This is a genomic window from Streptomyces flavusporus (genome assembly GCF_046267975.1).
Lineage (GTDB): Bacteria > Actinomycetota > Actinomycetes > Streptomycetales > Streptomycetaceae > Streptomyces > Streptomyces flavusporus.
The window spans coordinates 6,794,744-6,817,061 of the sequence record NZ_CP176503.1; the positions used below are offsets into that span (position 1 = coordinate 6,794,744).

Annotated in this window: 20 protein-coding genes; 4 read left to right on the forward strand and 16 right to left on the reverse strand. The window is 71.9% G+C overall.

What is annotated here, in order from left to right; genetic code table 11:
• Positions 1 to 72 precede the first annotated feature (72 nt).
• Positions 73 to 1,362, reverse strand: coding sequence for a PucR family transcriptional regulator (locus ACKTSN_RS32120; protein WP_409472307.1), 1,290 nt, complete (start codon positions 1,360 to 1,362; stop codon positions 73 to 75).
• 131 nt (positions 1,363 to 1,493) lie between these two features.
• On the opposite strand from ACKTSN_RS32120, the gene ACKTSN_RS32125 reads away from it, so the two are divergent.
• A complete protein-coding gene (locus ACKTSN_RS32125; protein WP_409472308.1) occupies positions 1,494 to 3,470 on the forward strand; it encodes a zinc ribbon domain-containing protein in 1,977 nt (658 codons plus the stop codon).
• Positions 3,471 to 3,480: 10 nt separating this feature from the next.
• Here ACKTSN_RS32125 and ACKTSN_RS32130 read toward each other — a convergent pair whose 3' ends face one another.
• The 12 genes from ACKTSN_RS32130 to ACKTSN_RS32185 form a co-directional block, all read right to left on the reverse strand.
• Positions 3,481 to 3,918 carry an ankyrin repeat domain-containing protein gene (locus ACKTSN_RS32130; protein ID WP_409472309.1) on the reverse strand — a complete coding sequence of 146 codons (438 nt, stop codon included), beginning with the start codon at positions 3,916 to 3,918 and terminating at the stop codon, positions 3,481 to 3,483.
• Complete coding sequence (locus ACKTSN_RS32135; protein WP_409474974.1) at positions 3,915 to 4,589, reverse strand: DUF6000 family protein; 675 nt, start codon at positions 4,587 to 4,589, stop codon at positions 3,915 to 3,917. The genes ACKTSN_RS32130 and ACKTSN_RS32135 overlap by 4 nt, the downstream gene beginning before the upstream one ends.
• Positions 4,590 to 4,866: 277 nt before the next feature.
• On the reverse strand, positions 4,867 to 5,778 hold the full coding sequence (locus ACKTSN_RS32140) for an ABC transporter permease (RefSeq protein WP_409472310.1): 912 nt from the start codon (positions 5,776 to 5,778) through the stop codon (positions 4,867 to 4,869).
• Complete coding sequence (locus tag ACKTSN_RS32145) at positions 5,765 to 6,538, reverse strand: ABC transporter ATP-binding protein (RefSeq protein WP_409474975.1); 774 nt, start codon at positions 6,536 to 6,538, stop codon at positions 5,765 to 5,767. The genes ACKTSN_RS32140 and ACKTSN_RS32145 overlap by 14 nt, the downstream gene beginning before the upstream one ends.
• 73 nt (positions 6,539 to 6,611) lie before the next feature.
• Complete coding sequence (locus tag ACKTSN_RS32150; RefSeq protein ID WP_409472311.1) at positions 6,612 to 7,778, reverse strand: ABC transporter substrate-binding protein; 1,167 nt, start codon at positions 7,776 to 7,778, stop codon at positions 6,612 to 6,614.
• The gene (locus ACKTSN_RS32155; protein WP_409472312.1) at positions 7,765 to 9,150 is read right to left on the reverse strand and encodes a sulfate adenylyltransferase subunit 1; all 1,386 of its coding nucleotides are present in this window, start codon (positions 9,148 to 9,150) and stop codon (positions 7,765 to 7,767) included. The genes ACKTSN_RS32150 and ACKTSN_RS32155 overlap by 14 nt, the downstream gene beginning before the upstream one ends.
• A 1-nt stretch (position 9,151) precedes the next feature.
• Positions 9,152 to 10,060, reverse strand: a complete 909-nt coding sequence (gene cysD / locus ACKTSN_RS32160) for a sulfate adenylyltransferase subunit CysD (RefSeq protein WP_409472313.1) — start codon at positions 10,058 to 10,060, stop codon at positions 9,152 to 9,154.
• Positions 10,057 to 10,605: an adenylyl-sulfate kinase gene (gene cysC / locus ACKTSN_RS32165; RefSeq protein WP_129800935.1), complete on the reverse strand. Its 549-nt coding sequence runs from the start codon at positions 10,603 to 10,605 to the stop codon at positions 10,057 to 10,059. Before cysC ends, cysD begins: the two co-directional genes overlap by 4 nt.
• Positions 10,602 to 11,723, reverse strand: coding sequence for a sulfotransferase (locus tag ACKTSN_RS32170; protein WP_409472314.1), 1,122 nt, complete (start codon positions 11,721 to 11,723; stop codon positions 10,602 to 10,604). The genes cysC and ACKTSN_RS32170 overlap by 4 nt, the downstream gene beginning before the upstream one ends.
• 110 nt (positions 11,724 to 11,833) lie before the next feature.
• Complete coding sequence (locus tag ACKTSN_RS32175; RefSeq protein ID WP_409472315.1) at positions 11,834 to 12,919, reverse strand: type III polyketide synthase; 1,086 nt, start codon at positions 12,917 to 12,919, stop codon at positions 11,834 to 11,836.
• A gap of 378 nt (positions 12,920 to 13,297) precedes the next feature.
• Positions 13,298 to 15,595: an MMPL family transporter gene (locus tag ACKTSN_RS32180; RefSeq protein ID WP_409472316.1), complete on the reverse strand. Its 2,298-nt coding sequence runs from the start codon at positions 15,593 to 15,595 to the stop codon at positions 13,298 to 13,300.
• A 91-nt stretch (positions 15,596 to 15,686) separates the two neighbouring features.
• Positions 15,687 to 16,412: an LmeA family phospholipid-binding protein gene (locus ACKTSN_RS32185; RefSeq protein ID WP_409472317.1), complete on the reverse strand. Its 726-nt coding sequence runs from the start codon at positions 16,410 to 16,412 to the stop codon at positions 15,687 to 15,689.
• A gap of 74 nt (positions 16,413 to 16,486) precedes the next feature.
• Here ACKTSN_RS32185 and ACKTSN_RS32190 point away from each other — a divergent pair, with 74 nt between their 5' ends.
• The 3 genes from ACKTSN_RS32190 to ACKTSN_RS32200 all read left to right on the forward strand — a co-directional run bounded on the left by ACKTSN_RS32190 (position 16,487) and on the right by ACKTSN_RS32200 (position 18,869).
• Positions 16,487 to 17,107 carry a TetR/AcrR family transcriptional regulator gene (locus ACKTSN_RS32190; RefSeq protein ID WP_409472318.1) on the forward strand — a complete coding sequence of 207 codons (621 nt, stop codon included), beginning with the start codon at positions 16,487 to 16,489 and terminating at the stop codon, positions 17,105 to 17,107.
• A 149-nt stretch (positions 17,108 to 17,256) separates the two neighbouring features.
• Positions 17,257 to 18,030 carry an IclR family transcriptional regulator gene (locus ACKTSN_RS32195; RefSeq protein WP_409472319.1) on the forward strand — a complete coding sequence of 258 codons (774 nt, stop codon included), beginning with the start codon at positions 17,257 to 17,259 and terminating at the stop codon, positions 18,028 to 18,030.
• Positions 18,027 to 18,869: an SMP-30/gluconolactonase/LRE family protein gene (locus tag ACKTSN_RS32200; RefSeq protein WP_409472320.1), complete on the forward strand. Its 843-nt coding sequence runs from the start codon at positions 18,027 to 18,029 to the stop codon at positions 18,867 to 18,869. Before ACKTSN_RS32195 ends, ACKTSN_RS32200 begins: the two co-directional genes overlap by 4 nt.
• On the opposite strand, the gene ACKTSN_RS32205 is transcribed toward ACKTSN_RS32200, so the two are convergent.
• From ACKTSN_RS32205 to ACKTSN_RS32215, 3 genes are read right to left on the reverse strand one after another with little or no spacing between them, the layout of a single operon-like run.
• Positions 18,870 to 20,213: a pyridine nucleotide-disulfide oxidoreductase gene (locus ACKTSN_RS32205; protein ID WP_409472321.1), complete on the reverse strand. Its 1,344-nt coding sequence runs from the start codon at positions 20,211 to 20,213 to the stop codon at positions 18,870 to 18,872. It abuts the gene before it with no gap.
• 52 nt (positions 20,214 to 20,265) lie between these two features.
• Complete coding sequence (locus ACKTSN_RS32210) at positions 20,266 to 21,513, reverse strand: MAB_1171c family putative transporter (RefSeq protein ID WP_409472322.1); 1,248 nt, start codon at positions 21,511 to 21,513, stop codon at positions 20,266 to 20,268.
• Positions 21,510 to 22,094: a toxin-antitoxin system, toxin component family protein gene (locus ACKTSN_RS32215; protein ID WP_409472323.1), complete on the reverse strand. Its 585-nt coding sequence runs from the start codon at positions 22,092 to 22,094 to the stop codon at positions 21,510 to 21,512. The genes ACKTSN_RS32210 and ACKTSN_RS32215 overlap by 4 nt, the downstream gene beginning before the upstream one ends.
• Between the last annotated feature and the right edge of the window lie 224 nt (positions 22,095 to 22,318).

Consider the following 22,318-nt stretch of genomic DNA (forward strand, 5'->3'; position numbering starts at 1 on the left):
CTTGGGCTTTGGGCCGACGGCCCAAAATCCGAGCGGTCTTTGTGACCCGCGTCCCATCCCCACCCGGATGTGTTAGAAGGGCCCGAGCAGCCGGGCGATCTCCAGCGCCAGCCGCAGCTCCAGGGCGTCGGCGTCCAGCGGACGGCCCAGCAGCTCCACCGCCCGCCGCACCCGGTACGTCACCGTGTTGCGCGCAACGAACAACCGCTCCGCCGCCCCCTGCGGACTCCGCCCCTCCGCGAGATACACCCGCAGCGTCTCCCGCAACTCCCGCACCCGCGGATCATCACCCCCCAACGCCCCGAGAACCCGCGCCGCAAACCACCGCGCATGCTCCACGTCGGCCGTGAGCAGCGCCGCCGTACTCACATCGGCGTAGTCGCACAGCCAGCCCGTACGTCCCAGCCGGGCCATCCGTTCCGCCTCCCGGGCGCCGCGGTGGCTGCGCCGGAAGCCCTCGGAGCCGTAGCCCACGGGGCCGAGCGCGGCCCGTAGCGGCCGACGCTCGGGGACCAGCCGTGGCAGCCGGGCGAGCGCGCCGCGCGGCGGCTCGGCCGGCCAGCACATCCACCCCCACAGCTCGGCGCTGCCCGCCACCACGGTGAGCAACTGCTCAGCACCTGCCGCCCGGCACAGCTCGGCGGCCAGCAACCGCAGCTCCTCACTCGCCGTGTCCGGGGAGCCGGACGTGACGATCAACGCCACATGATGCCGGGCGAGTTCATACCCGAGCGTACGGGCCGCGACCGCGCCACCGACCAGACGACCGGCGAGCAACTCGTCCACGATCCGGCGACGGGCCGCATCCCGCCCCCGCCGCCAGCGGTCCCGCTCGGCGACATACTCCTCGGCAAGACGGCTGGCCTGGACGTCGGCGTACACAAAAAGCAGCTCGCTGACCCGATGCGTCTCCTGGGCCCGGATCTCTTCCGGCTCCTTGCCCAGCGCCTCCATCAGACGCCCGTGCAGATACGCGTGCCCGAGCCGGACGCCGCGCAGTACACGGTCCAACGGCACATTACGGCGGGCCAGTTCGGCGTTGCTCGCGACGGCCTCCGGTGGAACCAGGGCGGCGGTCGGCTCCGGCTCGGTGAGCAGGCCGGTCAGCGCGGTCAGGACGGTGGCCTCCACAGCACGCTGAAAGGGAACCGCCGCACCGGGCGCACCATGCTCGGGCACATGACTGACGATGTGCGCGGCCATACCCTGCGCCACCTCGACGGCCCACCCCACGGGCCTCACCCCGAGCAGCCGCTCGGCGACAGCCAACGTCTCGGCCGAACACACCGGCTCCGGCCACGGCGCAGAGGACGCCGCCAGCCGCAACAGCCAGGACGGTAACGACCCTTCGGTCAGGCTCACGCTTTTCCTTTGGGATCTGTAGTGATGTGTCGTCTGCCGGAGCCGTATGTGAGTGCGTAGACCGAATGCGTGACCTTTCCGCAGACGTGTCGTTGATCGGATGACAGCACCACAGACGGGAAGGGGGGCCGGTGAGCCGGAGACTGTCGCTCGGTGAGGGTGAGACGGCCCGCACGGCCTGTGCCCGTGGTCTGCTGCGGACGGGCGTGGTGGAGCAGACGGGCGAGGTGCTGTCGGCCGCTGTGCTGGCGGAACAGGTGGGCTGGGCCGCTGATCTGGTGTCCGGCATGGCCGCTGCCCTGCTGGCCGCGCACTGGAACGCCACCGATGTGGACCTGCTGGCCTCGGGTGAAGATGCCGCAGGCCGCGGGCTGCCGTCGAACGCCTGGATGGCGCTGCGGCGCCTGGGCTGGACGATCAGCCCGCCCGAGGGCGTCTGTGTCAACGACCGGATCGTGCGCATGGCCCAGGAACAGGCCGGGCGCACACTGCGGTCGGCCGAATGGCGGGCTGACGTGACCACGGGAGTCCTCGCGACGTGGCCCGCCGATCCCGCGAAGCGGACCCCGGGCGAGTGGGATGCCGTGCGTGAGGCCGTCCCCGACGGCCGGCACCTGCCCTCCAGCATCATCAGGTCCCGGACCCGGCAGATCGCCGCCTTCCAGCACAGGCGCGGCCGCATGCCGGCTGACGTGTTCGAGCTGGAGGCCGCACCCGACGCGGCGCGGATGCTGCTGCTGTCGGCCTGTGACGGGCAGCAGGCCACCCTCGCCCGCGCCGACGATCCGGGCCGGGCGCTGCTGCGGCTGCAGCTGCCCACCTGCCCCGACCCGCGCTCCTACCGGGACTGGACGTGGGTGGCCTGCCCGATCACACTCCCGCCGACCGTCCCGCCCGGCGCGGTACTGCACCTGCCCACCCTGCGCACCCGCTCCGGCCGGGTCCACGCCGACCTCGCCTACACCCACGCCGTGCCGAAGGCCCGGCGCACCGGGCACACCATCGCGCTCGGCGTGGACTGGGGGTTGAACACCCTGCTCAGCGCGGGCGCCGTCCGGCTGCACGACGACGGGACGATCACCGCTGTCGGGGCCGGTGCCCAGTTCCGCGCGGCCGGTGTGCTGGCCAAACAGCACCGGCTGCGCCGCGTGTGCGAGTACCTGCACGCCAAGGCCGACCACTACCAGCGGCTCATCAACAACACCGACGGGCATCGTCTGACCGGCAGGCACGCCGTGCTGGCCGAGGAGATCCGGCACGTGTCGGACCGGCGCTCGAACCTCAACGACGCCCTGGCCTGGGCCGCCGCACGGTGGACGGTCGACCAGGCCATCACCGCTGGTGCGGGCGTGATCTACGTCGAGGACCTGCGCTCGCTGGAGGCTCGGGGCATGGGCCGCACCCTCAACACCCGCCTGTCCCAGCAGATCCGCGGGCAGATCGTGGAGCGGATGCGGCACCTGGCCGCCGAGGTGGGCATCGCCGTGGTCACCGTCCCGGCCCGTAACACCTCCCGGCACTGCCCCCATTGCCTCACCCCGCTGCGCCACCGCAAGGCCCCCGACCGGCCCACGACGCCCGGCTGGAAATGGGCCACCTGCCCCAACCCGGACTGCAACTGGCAGGGCGACCGCGACACCGGGGCATGGCAGCGCATCGCCGCCCGCGGCCTGGCCCACCAGACCAGGACCGTCACCGACCGCGCCGGCGGGACCATGGCCATCCGCAGCGTGGTCGACAAGCTTGAAGCCACCGCAGTGGTCGAACCGGCCACCACCGAACCTCGCCGGGACCGGTCCAAGACCGGACCCACCCGGCGCAGAACCACACGCCCCGCGCCCAGGCGACGCAGGGCACCCTCCCCCACCAGGCCTCTTGGTCCGGCGGGCAAGCGTCCGGAGGGACATGCTCACACGGGCCGGACGAGGCTGCCCCGCGCAGCCCACCGGCACCAGGGCGTGACGACGATCAGCACACCCCCCACCCGTCGGCACCGGCCACGAGGAGCGGCCCTGGGCGCAGGCTTCCACCTGCACGCTCACGCCACCCCTCCACGATGGGCACAACCCGCGCCAGACACTACGTCTTGCACAGGATCGCTTAGCTGATCAGAGACGCTCACGTACTCAGTACAGCACCGTCGGGCTGAGCTCCGACGGACACCAGCATCGCAACCGTCTCCGGACATGGACCGGACACAGCCCACTCAAGAGGCGAACGCCCCGTCCCCTGATCCTCCCGGAGGTTGGGATCCGCCCCCGCGGCGATGAGCGCACGCACGACGTCGGTGTGCCCCCAGCAAGCAGCGGCACACAAGGGCGTGCCCTCGGCCCCGTGACCACTCTCGACATCGGGGTCGGCACCGGCTTCCAGAAGGCACCCGACAACATCACCGGCCCCTTGAACCGCCGCCGCGTAGAGAGGCGTGGTGCCGTCAGCATCAGCCACCCCCGGACTGGCCCCGGCCCGCAGCAGAGCCCGGACAAGGTCAACGTCCCCCATCACCGCCGCCCCCACCAGCCGCTCCCCCAGCTTCTTGGCCCGCCTCCGCTTCACGTCACCCTCCCTGTTCCCGAAGCCATGTACAGGCCGGCCAGCCCGCAGAACGTGTCGATGGCCTGCCGGTACTCCACGGCGGCGGAGGCATCGTCGGACCACCGTTGCCACAGTCCGCCGGGCACAAGAAATCCATCTGCCCGGTCAGCGTCAGCCCCGGTACGAGCGTCGACATGGAGCAGGGCGCCCATCGCCCATTCCTGGTCGTACCGGCAGTCGGGCAGACGCAGGTAGTGGTCGAGGTAGGCAGCAAGGATCTCAGCGTCCGATCGAGTGCCGAACCGGGCGAGCGCGAAGCAGTAGCCCTGACCCGCAAAGCACACCTCGCTGTCCAACAGCAGCGCTCCGAGCCGGTCACGAAACTGCTCCCGAGGGTCGAAGCCGATCAGCCAGGCAGCCGTAAGGCGAGGCCGCCAGCCGACCTCCAACAAGGCGGTCAGCTCCTCGTCGGTAATCGTGCGAGCCGCATCAGCGAGCTGGCGAAGGAAACGCCCACGCGGCCCGCCCCTGTCCTTGAAAAGCGGCACCAGACGCCTACGCTCACCTTCCGCATCCTTGAGACGCATGAAGTTGCCGTGCAGGAGTTCCAGATACCGCCGAGACGCACCCCTGCCCGGGTTCACATAACGACGGATGAGCCTCAACTGCTCTGAGCTGTAGGGAGGATGCACCCCTGCATCCTGACGCAGAGAACCCGCGCTTTCCATGCGGACTGCCGCGACTGCCCGCGACCGGGCGGCGCCACCGCGGAGCCGCAGCCGCGTACGGCGGGAAGGGGACGTGCCGGGGGGTGTCCGCCCGCAGCGGCTGCCGTGAACGACCAGCAACCCCCGTAAGAAACGGGTTCGGCAGACCGAGGACGGACACCCCCGGCGCGGCCCCGACCCACCCCCCCACCCGCAGGCGCTACGCAAGCCCCCACCGAACCCGCGCAGGCCGCCACAGGCATCAGCCCCGCACCCCCGCCAACCCCCGCGCCCGCAACACCCGCCGCTCCAGCGGCGCGAACAACAGCAGATCCACGGCGATGCCGACCACCAGGATCTCCCCGATGGTGGCGAGGACCAGCGCCATGTCCTGGTAGGAGCGCGCGTTCTCCAGCAGCTGGCCCAACCCCAGCCCCAACTCGGGAGAACTCGCAATGAGTTCGGCCGCCATCAGAGACCGCCACGAGAACGCCCAGCCCTGCTTGAGCCCAGCCAGATAGCCGGGCAGCGCGGCCGGCAGCAGCACGTGCCGGACCCGGGCGGCCCCGGTGGCGCCCAGCACCCGTCCCGCCCGCAGATACAGCGGCGGCACCTGGTCGACGCCCGCCAGCAGCCCGTTCGCGATGGACGGTACGGCACCCAGCAGGATCACCGCGTAGATGGTGGCGTCGGTGAGCCCGAACCACACGACCGCCGCCGGCACCCACGCCACAGACGGCAGCGACTGAAGCCCCGACAGCACCGGCCCGATCCCGACCCGCAGCGACCGCACCGCGCCGAGCAGCAGCCCCAGCCCGGTACCGATGACCACGGCCGCGGCGAACCCGAGGGCGCCGCGCTGCATGCTCGTCCACACCGTGGAGAACAGCGTGCCCTCGTACCACTGGTCGGACAGCGCCCGCCACACGTCGCCCGGCGACGGCAGCAGGTAGTCCGGTTTGATCTCGGCCTCGTACGCGGCCTGCCAGGCGAGCAGCACCAGCACCGCCGCGACCACGGGCGGCAGCACCCGCTCCCGCAGAATCTGCCGTACAGGCATCCGCCCGGGCCCTACAGGCGCGCTGTCCAACGCGTCGAGCCCGGCCTCGACGTCCGCGCTGTCGCGGACCTCCCGTACGCCCTTCCTGGTCGCGACCGTCTCACCGGCGGCCATGGCGACGTATCTCCTCCCGCAGCGCGTCGGTGACCCGGGCCGTCAGCGCGGCCTCCGGGAGGTCGGAGTCGGTCCACTCGCGGGCGATCCGGCCGGGGCGGGAGGACAGCAGCACGACCCGCTCGCCGAGCCGGACCGCCTCGCGGACGTTGTGGGTGACGAAGACGACGGAGAGCCTGTTCTCGGACCAGATACGGGTGAGCTCCTCGTGGAGCACGTCCCGGGTGATGGCGTCGAGCGCGGCGAACGGCTCGTCCATCAGCAGGACGTCGCCCTCCTGGGCGAGGGCACGGGCCAGGGCGACACGCTGGCGCATGCCGCCGGACAGTTCGTGGATCCGCTTGCCGTACGCGTCCTTCAGCCGCACCAGCTCCAGCAGCCGGCGCGCCTGATCGGGGCGGTCCCGCCGGGGCACTCCCCGCAGCCGCAGCGCGAGTTCGACGTTCCGGCCGGCGGTGAGCCAGGGGAACAGGGCGTGGTCCTGGAACATCAGGGCGGGCCGCCGGCCGCCGCTGACCTCGATGGCGCCCGTGGACGGCCGGTCCAGGCCCGCCACCAGGTTGAGCAGCGTGGACTTGCCGCAGCCGGAGGCGCCGAGCACGCACACGAACTCGCCGCGGCCGACGGTCAGACTGATGTCGTCCAGGACGGCCTGGCGCCGCCCGGCGGTGTCGAACCACTTGGAGACGTGGGTGAGTCGTACGGCCGGTTGCTCCACCTCGGCCAGGGCGACCGGGCGGGCCGGTGCGCCGGCCCGCAGCACTGTTTCTGACACGTGATCAAATCCTTTGCTGTATGGGCATGGTGCCCGGAAGTAAGGTCTGTCCCGGGGGTCAGGTGCCGCGCCCGGCGACGCCGAGGCCGGCGTCGTCCACGGCCGGCTCGCCCTGCCGGGCGAGGACCCGGTTGAGCGGGCGCAGGTCGAAGATCCCGCGCAGGGCCGCCTCCGCTCCGCCGCCCGGCGTGCCGTCCGCGCCGTGCAGGAGCCCGAGCCGGTCGGCCCGGTCCGCCTCCTCGGCGAGGGTCGTGGCGAGCGGATCGTCGGTGAGGCTCACATGCCGCCAGGCCGCGTCGAGGACCCCGCGCTCCAGTGGCCGGCCGGTCAGCGCCTCGATGGCGCTGTTGACGGCCGTCTTGCCCTCGGCTGGTCGGCTCTTCAGCCAGGCGTTGGTGCGTACCGAGCCGCGCAGCACGGCCTCGACGACGTCCGGATGGTCCGCGAGGAACGACGGGGACACCACCACCAGGGCGGTGACGAACGCGCCGCCGTCCCACAGGTCCGACTCGTCGACGAGCACCCGCCCGCCGGCGGCGACCAGCTGCGCGGCCACCGGCTCCGGCACCCACGCCCCGTCGATCGCGCCCCGCCGGAAACTGGTGGGGATCTCCTTGGACGACTGCCGCACCACCGTGACGTCACCGCGCCCGGTGCGCGGGTCGACCTCCCAGCCCTGCTCGCGGATCCAGTGCAGCAATGCGACGTCCTGGGTGTTGCCCGCCTCCGGCGTCGCGATCCTGAGCCCTCGGATGTCGGTGCCGCGTACCTTCGCGTCGCCGTCGACGACCAGCGCGACCCCGCCGGAGGCGGCACCCGAGACGATCCTCAGGCCGCGGCCCTCGGACCGCAGGAAGCCGTTGACGGCCGGCGACGGTCCCATCCACGCGATGTCCACAGCGCCCGCGTTGAGCGCCTCCAGCGCCGACGGGCCGCCGTTGAAGACCTGGGTGCGCAGCCGGGTGCCGCCCAGCTCTCGGGTGAAGTAGCCCTTCTGCACACCGGCCAGCGGGGTGGCGTGCGTGACGTTGGCGAAGTAGCCGATGGAGACCTCGTCCGCCGACAGCGGCGGGCCCGTGCCGACGGCCGGCGCGGCCGCCGCCCCCGACGCCCGGGACCCGTAGCCGCAGCCCGCCGCCAGGAACAGCAGCAGGAGCAGCGCGAGGGCCGCGCGGAGCGGACGCCGGGAGCGGCTGGGCGCCGGGCTGCGCTCAGACAGGCGCATCGGGGGTCCCCGGAGCGGTCGCGCCGACCATGCCCGCGGTCAGCGTGGCGCCGTCGGCCGGGTCGATCAGCACGAAGGAGCCGGTGCGCCGGCTGTCCTCGTACTGGTCGAACGCCAGCCGCTCGGCGGTGCGCAGCGCGACCTGGCCGATCTCGTTGAGGTCGAGCCGCCCCGGGCCCGGGATCCGGCGGACCACCGCGCGCACGGTGCGCGTGGTGTGCTTCAGCAGCACGTGGTCCCCGGGCCTGAGCGGGCGTTCGTGCAGATGGCACACGGCCGCCTCGACGTCCCGGGACACCGTCGGCAGGGCCGCCGCCGGGACGATCAGGTCGCCTCTGGAGACGTCCAGGTCGTCGGCGAGCCGCAGCGCGCCGGACTGCGGAGAGCGGACCAGCTCGGCCGGCGCGCCCAGCACGTCGATGCCGGTGACGGTGGTGGTGCGCCCCGACGGCAGCACGGTGACCCGGTCGCCGACCCGCAGCGCACCGGCGGCGACCTGACCCGCGTAGAGGCGGACGTCACCGGAGCGGATGACGTACTGGACCGGGAACCGGGCGGGTCCGTCGGTCACCTCCTCCGCGACGGGCACGTTCTCCAGGTGCGCGAGGACGGTCGGCCCGCCGTACCAGTCCATGCGCGTGGACGGCTCGACGACGTTGTCCCCGGCGAGCGCGGAGATCGGGATCGCGGTGACCTCGGGAATGCCGAGGTCGGTCGCGAGCCGGGTGAACTCCCCTGCGATGTCCGCGAACACGGACTGCTCGTAGCCGACGAGGTCCATCTTGTTGACGGCGAGGACCACGTGCGGCACCCGCAGCAGCGCCGCCACGGCCGCGTGCCGCCGGGTCTGCTCGACCACGCCCTTGCGGGCGTCGACGAGGATCACCGTCAGCGTGGCCGTGGACGCGCCGGTGACCATGTTGCGGGTGTACTGCACATGCCCCGGCGTGTCGGCGAGGATGAACCGGCGCCTGGGGGTGGCGAAGTAGCGGTAGGCGACGTCGATGGTGATGCCCTGCTCGCGCTCGGCGCGCAGCCCGTCGGTGAGCAGAGCCAGGTCGGGGCCCTCGCCGGAGGACGCGCGGGCGACGGCCTCCAGCTGGTCGGCGAGGACGGACTTCGAGTCGTGCAGCAGTCGTCCTACGAGGGTGGACTTGCCGTCGTCCACCGAGCCGGCGGTGGCCCAGCGGAGCAGGTCCGCCTCGGCCGCGGGCGCCTCGAGGGGCTGGGTGGTGGGCTTGGGATTCACGTGTCCCTCCTGTGCGCCGGTCCCGGCGGTCAGCCGGGACCTGGCTTCCTGGAAGATGCCGCGCATCATCAGGGCGGCGGTGAAATGCGGGGGGTGGCCGAGAGCTGTCACGTCGGCGGTCATGTCAGAAGTACCCCTCGCGTTTGCGGTCCTCCATCGCCGCCTCCGACAGCCGGTCGTCGGCACGGGTGGCGCCGCGCTCGGTGAGCCGGGAGGCGGTGATCTCGACGATCACCTCGTCGACGTCGGACGCCTCCGACAGCACGGCGCCGGTGCAGGACATGTCGCCGACGGTGCGGTAGCGCACCCTGCGCTTCTCCACCGGCTCGCCGTCCTTCGGGCCGCCCCAGTCGCCCGGCGCCAGCCACATGCCGGAGCGCAGGAACACCTCCCGTTCGTGCGCGAAGTAGATGGACGGCAGCTCGATGCCCTCGCGGGCGATGTACTGCCACACGTCCAGCTCGGTCCAGTTGGACAACGGGAAGACCCGCACGTGCTCCCCGGGCAGATGGCGGCCGTTGTACAGCTGCCACAGCTCGGGCCGCTGCCGGCGCGGGTCCCACGTGCCGAACTCGTCGCGCAGCGAGAACACCCGCTCCTTGGCGCGGGCCTTCTCCTCGTCTCGCCGCCCGCCGCCGAACACCGCGTCGAACCCGCCGCCGCTGATCGCCTCCAGCAGCGGCAGCGTCTGCAGCGGATTCCGGGTGCCGTCGGGACGTTCGCGCAGCACGCCCCGGTCGATGTAGTCCTGTACGGACGCCACATGGAGGGTGAGCCCATGTGCGGCCACCACACGGTCCCGGTAGGCGAGCACCTCCGGGAAGTTGTGCCCGGTGTCCACGTGCAGCAGCGCGAACGGCAGCGGCGCCGGCGCGAACGCCTTCAGCGCCAGATGCAGCATGACGACCGAGTCCTTGCCGCCGGAGAACAGCAGCACCGGCTTCTCGAACTCGCCGGCCACCTCGCGGAAGATGTACGCCGCCTCCGACTCCAGGACGTCGGTGTGCCCGAGGCGGGCGGCCACGGCCGTCACAGCAGCCCCCGTTCCGCCATCAGCGTGTGCAGGGTGTCCACCGACTCGCCGACGGACTGCAGTTGGGTCTCCACCTTCGCGTCCGGTGACTGCGGCGGCTCGTACGGGTCGTCGATGCCGGTCAGCCCGGACAGCCGCCCGGCGCGGGCCTGCGCGTACAGGCCCTTCACATCGCGTACGGCGCACACCTGCAGCGGTGTGGCGACATGCACCTCCAGATACGGCGTGCCGCTCGCCTCGTGCCGTTTGCGGACCGCCTCGCGGCTGTCGGCGTACGGCGCGATGACCGGGACCAGCACCAGGATGCCGTTGCGTGCCAGCACCTCGGCGACCAGGCCGATGCGCTGCACGTTGGTGTCCCGGTCCTCGCGGGTGAAGCCGAGGCCGGCGCTGAGGAACGTACGTATCTCGTCGCCGTCGAGCACCTCGACCCGGTGCCCCTCCCGGGTGAGGCGGCTGGCCAGCGCCTGCGCCAGCGTCGTCTTGCCGGAGCTGGGCAGCCCGGTCAGCCACACCGTGGCGCCCTTGGTCAGCGGGGTCCTCATACGCCGCTCCTTGTCGCCGAAGCCGCCGCAGCGGCCATGGGGACGACACCGTGCGCGGCGAGTACGGAGAACCCGGCGGCGCACGCCTGCTCCAGCTCCTCGCGCTCGGCGTCGGGCAGGTCCCGCCAGGACGACGAGGGCGCGCCCACCTTGGCCGCGCACCGGCGCTCCCAGTCGGTGTCCACGAAGTCCGCGCCGAGGAACTCACCGATGCGGTGCAGGGACTCCTCGGGCGCGGCCAGCAGGTCCTCGTACCAGATGTGCAGCACGTTCTCCTGCGGCAGCGCGGACATCGCCTCCATGCCGCGCTTCATCTCGTCCGCCCAGTACGTGCCGAACAGCGACACCGGGAGCCGGTAGTCGCGGACGGCATGGGCGTCGAAACGATCCGGCAGGAACGGCAGCAGCTCGTCCGGTACGAACCCGAGGTCGCGTTCGGTGTCGGCGGACTGCTCCTCGGCGTACGGGTCGTGGCCGAGGGTGAGGTGCAGCGCCATCACCACCGCGGCCATGCGGAAGCCGGTGTGGCGGCTCATGGACAGCGCGGTGTCCCGGCCGTCGCGCACGATGTGCAGATGGCGGGCGTCGGGGAAGTGATCGCGGAACTGCCCGGCGAGGATCAGCGAGCCGCCGCTGCGCTCGGCCCACAGGGTCTTGCCGAAGCGGGCGCACAGCCAGCCGAAGAGACGGTGGTAGTGCTCGCCCACACCGGCGTCCGGGAACTCGGCGACGGCCGCTTCGAGTTCGTCGTAGAGCTCGTCGGGGGTGTCGGTGAGGTGGGGGAGGGTGGTCAGCAGGACGGCCGGGATGCCGGTGTCGGCCTGGAAGCGGGTGGTCGCCGAGGGGCGGTAGAGGACTTCCCTGGGGGCCAGTCCGTGGGCGGTCAGGAGTCGGTTGACGGTGTTGCGGGAGGACAGGACGTCCCAGAACTCCGCGGCCGTGAGGGGGCCTTCGGGGAAGACCCGGGCAGTGATCCGGTACATGTCCGTGAGGTGGTTGAAGAGCTCCGACAGGCTGAGGACCTGCGGGTGCTCGCGCAGCAGCTCGGAGACCAGAGTCGAGCCGCAGCGACCGGTGCCGGTGACGAAGACCTGGCCCGGTGAGGTCGGGATGGGCATGGCGCAGCTGTTCCTTCCGTGCGTCCTTGGGGTGGTGTCCGTAGGGTCGTGCTGGAAGGGGGCTCCGGGCGGGCCGACGGTGTGGGGCCGTACGGCGGGCCCGGCCGGCGTCAGGACCGGCGCAGCAGGGCCGCGTACAGGGTGAGGCCGGGGCCGAAGGCCATGGCGACCACCGGGCCGTCGGTACGGGGCAGGCGCTGGAGGACCATGAGGACGGTGGGCGAGGAGCAGTTGCCGCACTCGTCGAGGACGCCGTACGAGGCGTCCAGCGCGCCGGCGGGCAGCTCGAGCCGCTCACCGACGACCTCGAGGATGCGCTTGCCGCCCGGGTGCACGGCCCAGCCGGTGACCTCCTCGGGCGTGAGCCCGTGCGGGGCGAGCAGCTGGTCGCGGACCACCTCGCCGACGTGCTGGGCGAGCACGTCGGGGACCTTCGGCGAGAGGCCCATCTTGAAGCCGAGGTCGGTGATCTGCCAGCTCATGTGGTCGGCGGTGCTGTGGTCGGTGACCGCGACCACGTCGATGACCTCGTAGCCGCTGTCGGCGTCGGGCTCCAGGACGACGGCCGCGGCGGCGTCGGCGAACAGCGCGTGCGCCACGATCTGTTCGATGTCCCGGGTGGGCGGCTGGACGTGCAGCGAGGTCAGCTCCAGACACAGCAGCACCGCCGGCCGGCCCCGCGAGGCGACGAAGTCGGAGACGGCGCCCAGCGACGGGACGGCCGCGTAGCAGCCCATGTGGCCGATGAACAGCCGCTGGACCTTGCTGGACATGCCCAGCTCGTCCGCGAGCCTCAAGTCGAGGCCGGGCGTGGTGTAGCCGGTACAGGAGGCCACGGCCAGCAGGCCCACGTCCGACGGGGCCAGGCCCGCGGACTCCAGGGCGTCGGCGACGGTGCGCTTGCCGAGGGGCACGGCCTCCTCGATGTAGCGCTCCATGCGCTGTCCGGTGCTCCAGCCGGACACTTCCTTCTCGGCGCGCGGGTCCACGGCCGTGGAGCGGGAGCTGATTCCGGAATTCTCGAATATCCGGCGGGCCAGCGGAAAACCGTCGTAGTGGTCCAGGAAAAATTCCTGCCACAGGTCGTCCTGGCTGCTCCGGGTACCCGGAAAGGAATGGGAGGATCCGGTGATGACGGGGCGTGCGGCGGCGCGCAGGCCCCGGCGGGCAGGGGCGATTTTCTCTTCGAGGTGCATGCGTGATCCCTTTGCTTTCGGGCAGCGGAAAACGGCCGCTCGGGCCGACGACGGGAGAGAGGGAATCGTGCGTGCCGATGGGAGCCGGCCCGGGCGCCTTTGCGCAGGCCAGAGCGTCCAAATGGAGATACGCCGAAACGGCGCACGGAAGGTGAAAGAAAGAGTGGTCTGCTCTCCCCCGTTCGAACCGGATGTCGATTCGGTGCCCTCAGTCAAACACAGGGCTTCCGGCGGAATCAAATATTCCGCGGTTAATTTCCTCGGCGGTAACAATTAGCGGCTGAAAAACGCCAGCCTGCCTCTCGGTGAACCCGAGAGGCAGGCTGGCATCGTGTTTTTCTGTTCGGTGTCGGTGTCCGGAATCGAGCTGGGGGTAATTCAGCCAGAGCTTGCGTTGATTTCGGTCAGTGGCCGTGCGGTTTCCGCCCGGGCCGGCTCGTGCAGCCGGGCGCCCTCGATGTCCAGGTCGGGCAGCAATCGGTCCAGCCCGCGCGGCAGCCACCAGGCGCCGCGTCCCACCATCGCCAGGACCGCCGGCACCAGGGTCATCCGTACGACGAAGGCGTCCACCAGCACACCGAACGCCAGCGAGAACGCGATGGGTTTCACGATGGCGTCCTCCGTCGTCACGAAGCTGGCGAAGACGAAGAACATGATGAGCGCCGCCGCCGTCACCACCCGCGAGGCATGCCCGGCCCCGTCGATCACCGCGTCCCTGGCCCGTCCGGTGCGCACCCACTCCTCGCGCATGCTGGACACCAGGAAGACCTCGTAGTCCATCGCCAGTCCGAAGAGCACGGCCATCAGCACGATCGGCAGGAAGCTGACGACGGGTCCGGTCCGGGCCACCCCCAGCGCGTCGGCGAGCCAGCCCCACTGGAACACCGCCACGACCGCGCCGAAGGACGCCGCCACCGACAGCAGGAACCCGACGGTCGCCTTGACCGGCACGACCAGCGAGCGGAAGACCAGCAGCAGAAGAATCAGACAGAGCCCGACGACGACGGCCGCGAACGGCAGCAGCGATGCGGTCAGCCGGTCGGAGACGTCGATGCCGATCGCCGTGGTGCCGGTGACGGACACGGCGGCGCCGGTCTCCCGCTCGATGACGGCCGCGTCGCCGCGGATGGCGTCGACCAGGTCCTGCGTGGACTCGTCCTGCGGCCCGCCCTCCGGCACGACCTGGATCACCGCCCGCCCGGACTCCGGCGCGTACTGCGGCTGACCGACCTTGACCACGCCCGGCAGCTCCTGCAGCCGTCCGGCCACCGCGGCCGCCTGCTGCTGCCCGGCCTGCCCCTGGGTGTCCGCCTCGGCGAGCACCAGCAGCGGCCCGTTGAAGCCGGGCCCGAACGCGTCCTCGACGGTGTCGTACGTCTCGCGCTGCGACGTTCCGTGCGCCGCCGTGCCGTTGTCGGGCAGCGCCAGTCGCAGATCGGCGGCGGGCAGCGCCAGGGTCACCAGGGCGGCGACGGTGCCGATGACGACGAGCAGGGGGCGCCGGGTGACGAGCCGGGCCCAGCGTTGCCCCATGACGGAAGCCTTTTCCGCGGCCTTCTCCGAGTCCTTCTCCGCGGCTTCTTCCGTGGCCTTCTCCGTGGCTTTTTCTGTACCCCCCGCAGGAACCTCCCCCGCGGCAACAGCCGCCCGCCGCGCGGCCCGTGACCCCGGCCGGGGCGCGAGCCGTGCCCCTGCGAGGCCGAACAGCGCCGGCAGCAGCGTCACCGCGACCAGCACGGCGATGAGCACCGTCGCCGCCGCGCTCAGACCCATGACCGTCAGGAACGGGATACGCACCACGATCAGCCCGACCAGCGCGATGACGACCGTCGTCCCGGCGAAGACCACCGCGCTGCCCGCCGTCCCGACGGCCCGCCCCGCCGACTCGCGCGGTTCCATCCCCTGGGCGAGCTGCGTCCGGTGCCGGGACAGCACGAAGAGCGCGTAGTCGATGCCCACCGCCAGCCCGAGCATCAGCGCCAGGCTCAGCGCGGTCGACGACACCGTCACCCCCGAGGACACCGCCAGCAGTCCGGCGAGCCCGGTGCCGACGCCGACGAAGGCGGTCAGCAGCGGCATCCCGGCGGCGAGCAGCGAGCCGAAGGTGATGGCGAGCACGGCCAACGCGACCACCACGCCGAGCAGTTCGAGGACGCTCGGGGTGAGCACGCCGTTGCCGTATGCCTGACCGCCGACGGAGACCTCCAGCCCCGCCTCCTCGGCGGCCCTGGTGGTCTCCTCGAGTGAGTCGAGCGCGCCGTCGTCCAGGTCGGAGCGGCTGACGTCGTAGTTGACCTGGGCGAGCGCGGTGCGCCCGTCAGGGGTCACGGTGCCGGCCTTGTCGGGCGGGATCACGGCGGCGACCTGCGGGGCGTCCTGCGCGGCGGTCAGCGTCCGCTGGATGCCCCGGGCGGCCTGCGGATCGGTGACCTTCGCGCCGTCGGGCGCGGTGAACACGATCTGGGCACTGGTGCCCGCGGCCGCCGGGAAGTCCTCGGCCATCGTGTCCTGCGCCTGCTGGGATTCGGAGCCGGGAATGGTGAACTCGTTGTCGAGCTTGCCGCCCACGACGACCAGCGCGCAGACGGCGCCCGCCAGTACGGCCAGCCAGGCCGCCAGGACGAGCCGCCGTCGGCGGTAGGCGCCGAGACCGAGCCGATAGAGCCATGTCGCCACGGAGATGCTCCTCGTGCAGTAGTGGCTTGTGCGATGGGGTCCGAAGACGGACGGGTGTCGGTGGGCCGGGGCGTCGGTCGGGCGGAGCGGGTCAGGCCTTCACGGTCGTGCTGCCTCCCGTCAGTTCCAGGCGCAGTCCGTCGGCGGTGACGGCGAGCCGCTCCGGCTCCAGGTCGAGGGGCAGTCCGGACAGGTCCAGCTCCTGCGGGGTGTCCCCGAGCAGCTGGCCGGCGAGGGCGTCGGGAACGATGCGTTCGCCGATGCGCACCGTGGTGCGTTCGAACCGGATGCCCTCCTTCTCGAGGACCGGCCGGAAACCGATGGAGATCCGTCCGGCCGGCCCGGCCTGCACGACCAGTTCGCCGCTTTCCGGATCGGTGGTCACCGCCGCGGCGCCCAGTGCGCCCCCGGTCATCGTGGCGACGGCGTCGGCGAGCGCGGCGTCCGTCAGCTCGGCGCTCACCCGGGTGTCGGCCACCGACAGTCCGTCGCCGGTGCGGACCACATCGGCCAGTTCGGCGTGCAGGTCGACTCCGGAGAACCGGCGGAACGTCGCGCCCTCACCGGAGACCTCCACGTGGGAGAAGGACCCGCGGGCCAGTTGCAGCATCACCGGCGTCGGTCCGAAGCCCACGTCCAGCCCGGTGTGCAGTCGGCGCTCCATGCGGTCCGCGAGCCGGTCGGCCGCCTGGTGACGTGCCACCGCCTCCGCGACACCCCCGGCGGCCAGCACCGCGCCGACCACACCCAGGGTGATCAGGCGGGCTCTGCGGGACACCCGCCCGCGGAACACATGCCCTCTCCGAAAAAGTGTCATGACTGACAGCATAGCGAATCTGTCATGACTGACAGATTCTGTACCGTCGGTTTTCCGCCTGCGATACTCCTCACATGGCAACCCTCGACACTCCCCCCGCGGCGCCACGTGGACGTCGCGAGGCGCACAAGGCGGCGACGCGCAAGGCCCTCCAGGAGGCCGCCCACCGCATGTTCGAGGAACGCGGCTATGCGCAGACCACCGTGCGGGACATCGCGGCGGCCGCCGGGGTCACCGAGCGGACCTTCTTCCGCTACTTCCCCTCCAAGGAGGACCTGGTCCTCGACGAGGTCCTGGACCTCATCCCGGTCATGCAGACCCAGGTGGCCGCCCGCCCCGCCGACGAGGACCCGTACGCCGCCGTCCTGGGCGCCGCTTTCGACCTCATCGCCGACGGCGGCCCCGGCCTGATGTTCAGCGGGCCGCCGCAGCGCTTCCCCGGCCAGCCGGTGCGCCAGTTCCTGCCGGTGCTCAGCCAGTTCGAGGACGGCCTCGCCGAGGCCCTGCGGGAGCGGCTCGCCGAGCACGACCCCGACGCGGCCACGCCGCTGCGGGCGGCCGTACTGGCCCGGGCCGCCGTCGGCGCGATGCGCTCCGCCCTCTTCGCGTACACCGCCCTGCCTGAGGGGGAACGCACACCGGCCCTGGCGCACCAGCTGCTGCGCACGGCGTTCGGGCATCTGCGCGAGCCCTGAGCGCGCGGCCACCTGCACATCCGGCCGCTGCAGGCCCATTGCCCAGGCAAACACTCCATGAGTAGCCTGTGTTCGCCATTCCGATCGACAGTTGAAATTTCGAACGCAGCCGCAGACGCAAGTCTCAGAAACAAGGGAGGGGGCCGGTCGTGGGACGCCTCGTACCTGCCGTGACCCGGGCTCTCGACATCCTGGAGCTCTTCCTCGACGGGGACGGCACACTCTCCGCCCCCGACATCGTGCGCAAGCTACAGCTTCCGCGCACCACCGTCCACGAACTGGTCACCACGCTCGCCGCCAGGTCGTACATCGTCCAGGTGCCCGGCCAGCCGGGACGCTACCGCCTGGGCGTACGCCCGTACCAGCTCGGCAGCCGCTACGCCGAGCAGCTCGACCTCGCCGCCGAGGGCCAGCAGGTCGCCCGGTCCGTCGCCGAGACGTGCGACGAGACCGTGCACGTGGCCATCCTCGAAGGCACCGACGTCATCTACATCGCCAAGGTCGACTCCACGCACGCGGTGCGCATGGTGTCGGCGGCGGGCCGTCGCCTCCCCGCCCACTGCACGTCCGTCGGCAAGATGCTGCTCGCCTCGCTGCCCGAGCCGGAGCTGACCGCACGCATCCCGGACGGCGCCGAGCTGGTCGCGATGACGCCGAACAGCATCACCGACCCGACGGCCCTGCGCGAGGCCCTGGCCGAGATCCGACAGCGGCAGATCGCGGTGGAGAGCCGCGAGTCCAACCCGGACGTCAGCTGCGTGGCCGCGCCGGTGCGCGACCGCACGGGCAAGGTGGTGGCCGCGCTGTCCATCTCCGTGCCCATGATCCGCTGGAGCGACGAGCGCCGCGCCGAACTGGAGCAGCTCGCCGCCAAGGGCGCCGCGGAGCTCTCCGAACGCCTCGGCCACCGGAGCGTGGCATGACGTACGAGGTGGCGGTACGCGCCGAGGCGACGCTCGGCGAGGGTCCGACGTGGGACCCGGCGGCGGGACGCCTGATCTGGATCGACATCCTCGGATCCCGGCTGAACACCTACGACCCGTCGACGGGCGTGCGGACGTCCCGTTCGACCCCGCAGCACATCGGCGCGGCCAAGCCCCGCACGAACGGCGGCCTGGTCCTCAACCTCCGCGACGGAGTCGGCCTCCTCGACCCGGACGGCTCCTTCCGCTGGCTCCACCACGACCCCGTCCCCGGCCGCCGCGCCAACGACGCCGCCGTCGCCGCCGACGGCTCGCTGTGGGCGGGCACGATGCGCTACGACGAGGCCCCGGGCGGCGGCACGCTGTCCCGGATCACCGGTGACGGCTCGGCCGACGTCGTCCTCGACGACGTGGCCGTGAGCAACGGCACGGGGTGGAGCCCCGACGGACGGTTGATGTACTACGTCGACTCGCCGACCCGCCGCGTCGACGTCTTCGACTTCGAGGGCGGACGCGTCTCCGGCCGGCGCCCCTTCGTCGAGATCGAGGAGGGTGCCGGTTTCCCCGACGGCCTCACCGTCGACGCCGACGGCTGCGTGTGGGTGGCGCTGTGGGACGGCGGGGCGGTACGCCGCTACACGCCGAGGGGAGAGCTGGACCGGGTGATCACCCTTCCCACCCCGCGGGTCACTGCGTGTGCCTTCGGCGGACCCGACCTGTCCGACCTCTACATCACGACCGCCCGAGTGGGGCTGGACGCCCCGCACCCGGTGGCCGGATCGCTGCTGGTGATACCGGGAGCGGGAAAGGGATTGCAGCAACCGCTTTTCGCCGGGTGACTACTGCAACCCCGCCTTCTTCAACTCCTCCGCAGACAAAGGAGGCCCACTCAACGCCGGCTTCAACGGCCCCACAACCGTCGCCAGCAGTACCGACGGCGCCAACAACACCTGCGCCCCCCGCTCCAGCGACGTCACGTCAGTGACCCGGCGCGCGATGCGCCCGTTGCCCGTGGCGGTGTGCATGAGGCGGTCGACGTATGCCGCGAGGAGGCGGTCCTTGAGGGTGGGACCGTTCTCCGTGGCGCCGGGATAGAACACGTCCTGCCCTGTGGCGAGGTCCCAGGCCACCGCGGCCGGCCGGGCCACCGCCTTCTGGACACGCCGGGACAGTCCCGGGGCGCCCCAGCCCTGACGCCGTATCACGTTCCGCAGGATCAGGGCGCTCTGGGCGCCGACGGCCAGGCCATGACCGTAGAGCGGGTTGAACGCGGCGAGGGCGTCGCCGAGGACGGTGAAGTTCTCGGGCCAGGCCGGCATTCGCTCGTAGAAGTAACGGCGGTTGAGAGTCGTGCGGGTGAGCGACACGTCGTTCAACGGCTCGGCCTGTTCCAGCAGTTCGCCGATCAGCGGGTGCCGCAGCTCCTCGCGGGCGAACCGGACGAAGTCGTCGTTCGCGGCGGAGGGTTCGCCGCCGCGTGTGCCGTTCAGGGTGACGATCCAGCGGCCGTGCTCGATGGGCAGCAGGAAGCCCGCCCGGCCCGGGCCTGTGTCCCGCAGGTCGGGCTGCACATTGACGACGGGGAATCCGTCCCGCGCCTGTTCGGGGGCGAGGTAGAGCCGGCTCGCGTACACCAGCCCGGAGTCGACCTCGCGCCGCTCCGCCGCGGGCAGCCCCAGGGCCGTCAGCCACCGGGAGGCTCGGGAGCCGCGGCCGGTGGCGTCGACGACCAGGCCGGCGGAAAGGGAGCGCTCGGCGCCGTCGTGCGCCCGGATGCGCACGCCGGTGACCGCCTCCGCCGTGCCCTCGAGCTCCACCGCCTCGGCGCCGTCGACCAGTTCGATCCGTTCGTCCGCGAGCACCCGCGCCCGGATCGTCGCGTCCAGCAGATCCCGGCCGGCCAGGATCACATGGTGGGACTCGGGCCAGCGCCGGAACCAGCCGTGCGCCGCCATGACGACCATGTCCGTCGTCACCGGCGCCCGCCGCGCCCCCGCGGCGTGGAGCACGCCGACGACACCCGGCAGCAGCTCCTCCAGGGCCCGCACACCGCCCGACCACAGCATGTGGGCGTGCCGGGCCTGCGGCAGGCCCTTGCGGGGCTCGGGGCCCTCGGGCAGGACGTCGCGCTCGACCACGACGACCCGGTCGGCGAAGGCGGCCAGCGCGCGCGCCGCGAGCATGCCGGTATGGGATCCCCCCAGCACTACGGCGGTTCTGGCGGGACGGGACGGTTCAGTCATGCGCGGACACGCTCTCTGCCGGGGCGGCGGCGCGAGCGCGCACCGCCTTGATGTCGTCGGGGCGGCGAAGGGCTTCGGAGAGGGCCTCGATCTCCCTCAGCAGATACGTGGTGTCCGGCTCGGGGGACCGCTCCGCGGAGGGGGAGTCCGCGGCACCCTCCGCGGGCCGTGGTCCGTCGGCGGCGTCCAGGATCGTCACGGCGGCGGCGAGGGCCCGAGCCCGGCCGTGCTCGAAGCCGAGGGCGAGGGCGGCGTCGTAGGACCGCGCGCGCAGGCCCTCGTCGAGATGCCGGGACAGGTGCAGGAGGCCGTCGCGGATGAACGTCTCGCGGCGCAGCAGACGCAGTTCGGCGGGGGCGCGCAGCGTGAAGGGCTCACGGCTGCCCGTCGCCGTCCGCATCAGCGCGTAGAGGGGCCGCAGTCGGCGCAGCCGACCCCGGACGCGCCAGCGTTCCTGCAGGTACTGGCCGGCGTGCGGGACGATGAAGCCGATCGCGACCAGGGTGGCGGCCACACAGGCGACCGACGGCGCCAGGTTGGTCGACAGCCAGTCCAGGTCGTGGCCGGTCCAGCGGGCGACGACGGCGGTGAGCTTGAACACGGCGAAGAACAGGTTCGTCGTGAAGCCGATCCCCAGGAGCCTGAGCCCCCAGCGCAGCCAGGCGTCGAGGCCGTCGGTGCGGATCCAGTTCCACACGAGCCGGGCCGTGACCGTGGAGGCGACCGTGTGCGCGACCAGGTAGAGCAGGATCTGCTCGCGCATGAACGGCGTGTTGGCGTAGTACGTGTCCAGGTCCCGCAGCCGCTCCACGGGCGTGTCCGCGAGGGCGAAGAGCACCCACAGGGCGACGATCACCGCAGCGTAGACGGTGACGACCCAGCGGGTGGCGCGGCGCGTGCGGTCCGCGCTGTCGGTGAGGCCGTTGCGCCAGGCGATGATCAGCAGCAGCCAGGACGCGCACAGCGTGGTGAGCAGGGAGTACACCCAGGGCGACGAGATGTTCGGGACACCGGTGACCCGGTTGGTCCAGGCGATGGTGCCCGGGGCCGCGAACACGAACACCGCGCAGGCGAAGAGGAGCAGGCCGCCGACGGCACGCAGCAGCGGGTCCCGCCACATCTTGACGATGCTGGGCAGCTTGATCGCCAGGGCGGCGGTCAGCACCACGGTCGGCAGCCAGAAGGAGATGTTCAGCTCGCTGAGGAGCCGGGACGGTTCCAGCGCGAGGACGTGGGTCACGGCGTCGCCCCTCTGCGTCCGCGGTAGCCCAGTGACCGCTGTACGGGGTCGAGCGAGGCGTCGGCGCCCCGGTCGCCGGACACGACGGGCCGGAACAGCGCGGCGAGCCGGTGCCCGAACTCGTCGGCCTCGGCCTCGTCACGCCGGCGCGAGCCGTTGCGGGCCGCGACGGCGAGGGCGATGCCCTTCCAGCCGGCCCCGGCCGGATGGTCCGCGACGGCGTTCTCCGCGGCCCTACCGGGGGCGTGCCGATGGCCGTGTCCGACGTGCATGTGCCACAACTCGTGGCCGAGGATGACCAGTTGCTGCACGGCCTCGGCCCGCTCCTCGACGATGACGAGGTCGAAGTCGTGGAACTCCACCCACAGGCCGGTCACTTCGATCTCGTCGGGGAACCGTTCGAAGCGCAGCTCGACGGGCCGTCCGCCGCGCCGCGCGCTCATCGCCCCGCACAGCGCCCGGCACAGTTCGCGTACGTCGGCGGGGGGACGGGGGCGGGACCGCAGAGCGGTGCCGAGCTCGGCCGCGAGGCGGCGCATGACGGGGCCGCGCCGCCACCGCCGTAGCACCCCGAAGTCCATCACACCCCCTTCCGCCGCCGTACGGCGGGCCGTTCGAGCCTACGCGGCCGGAACTGTCCGCGTCATGCGATCCGGCGACCGTTGTTCAACCGGGAACGATCACAGGCTTTCGAAAGTCCTGTCCAACCCATTGACGCGCAAGCGCTTCGATTTTACGGTCCCGTTCGAAGTTACGAGCGCATTTCGAAATATCGAACAGCAAGGGCAGGGCATGGGACAACCTG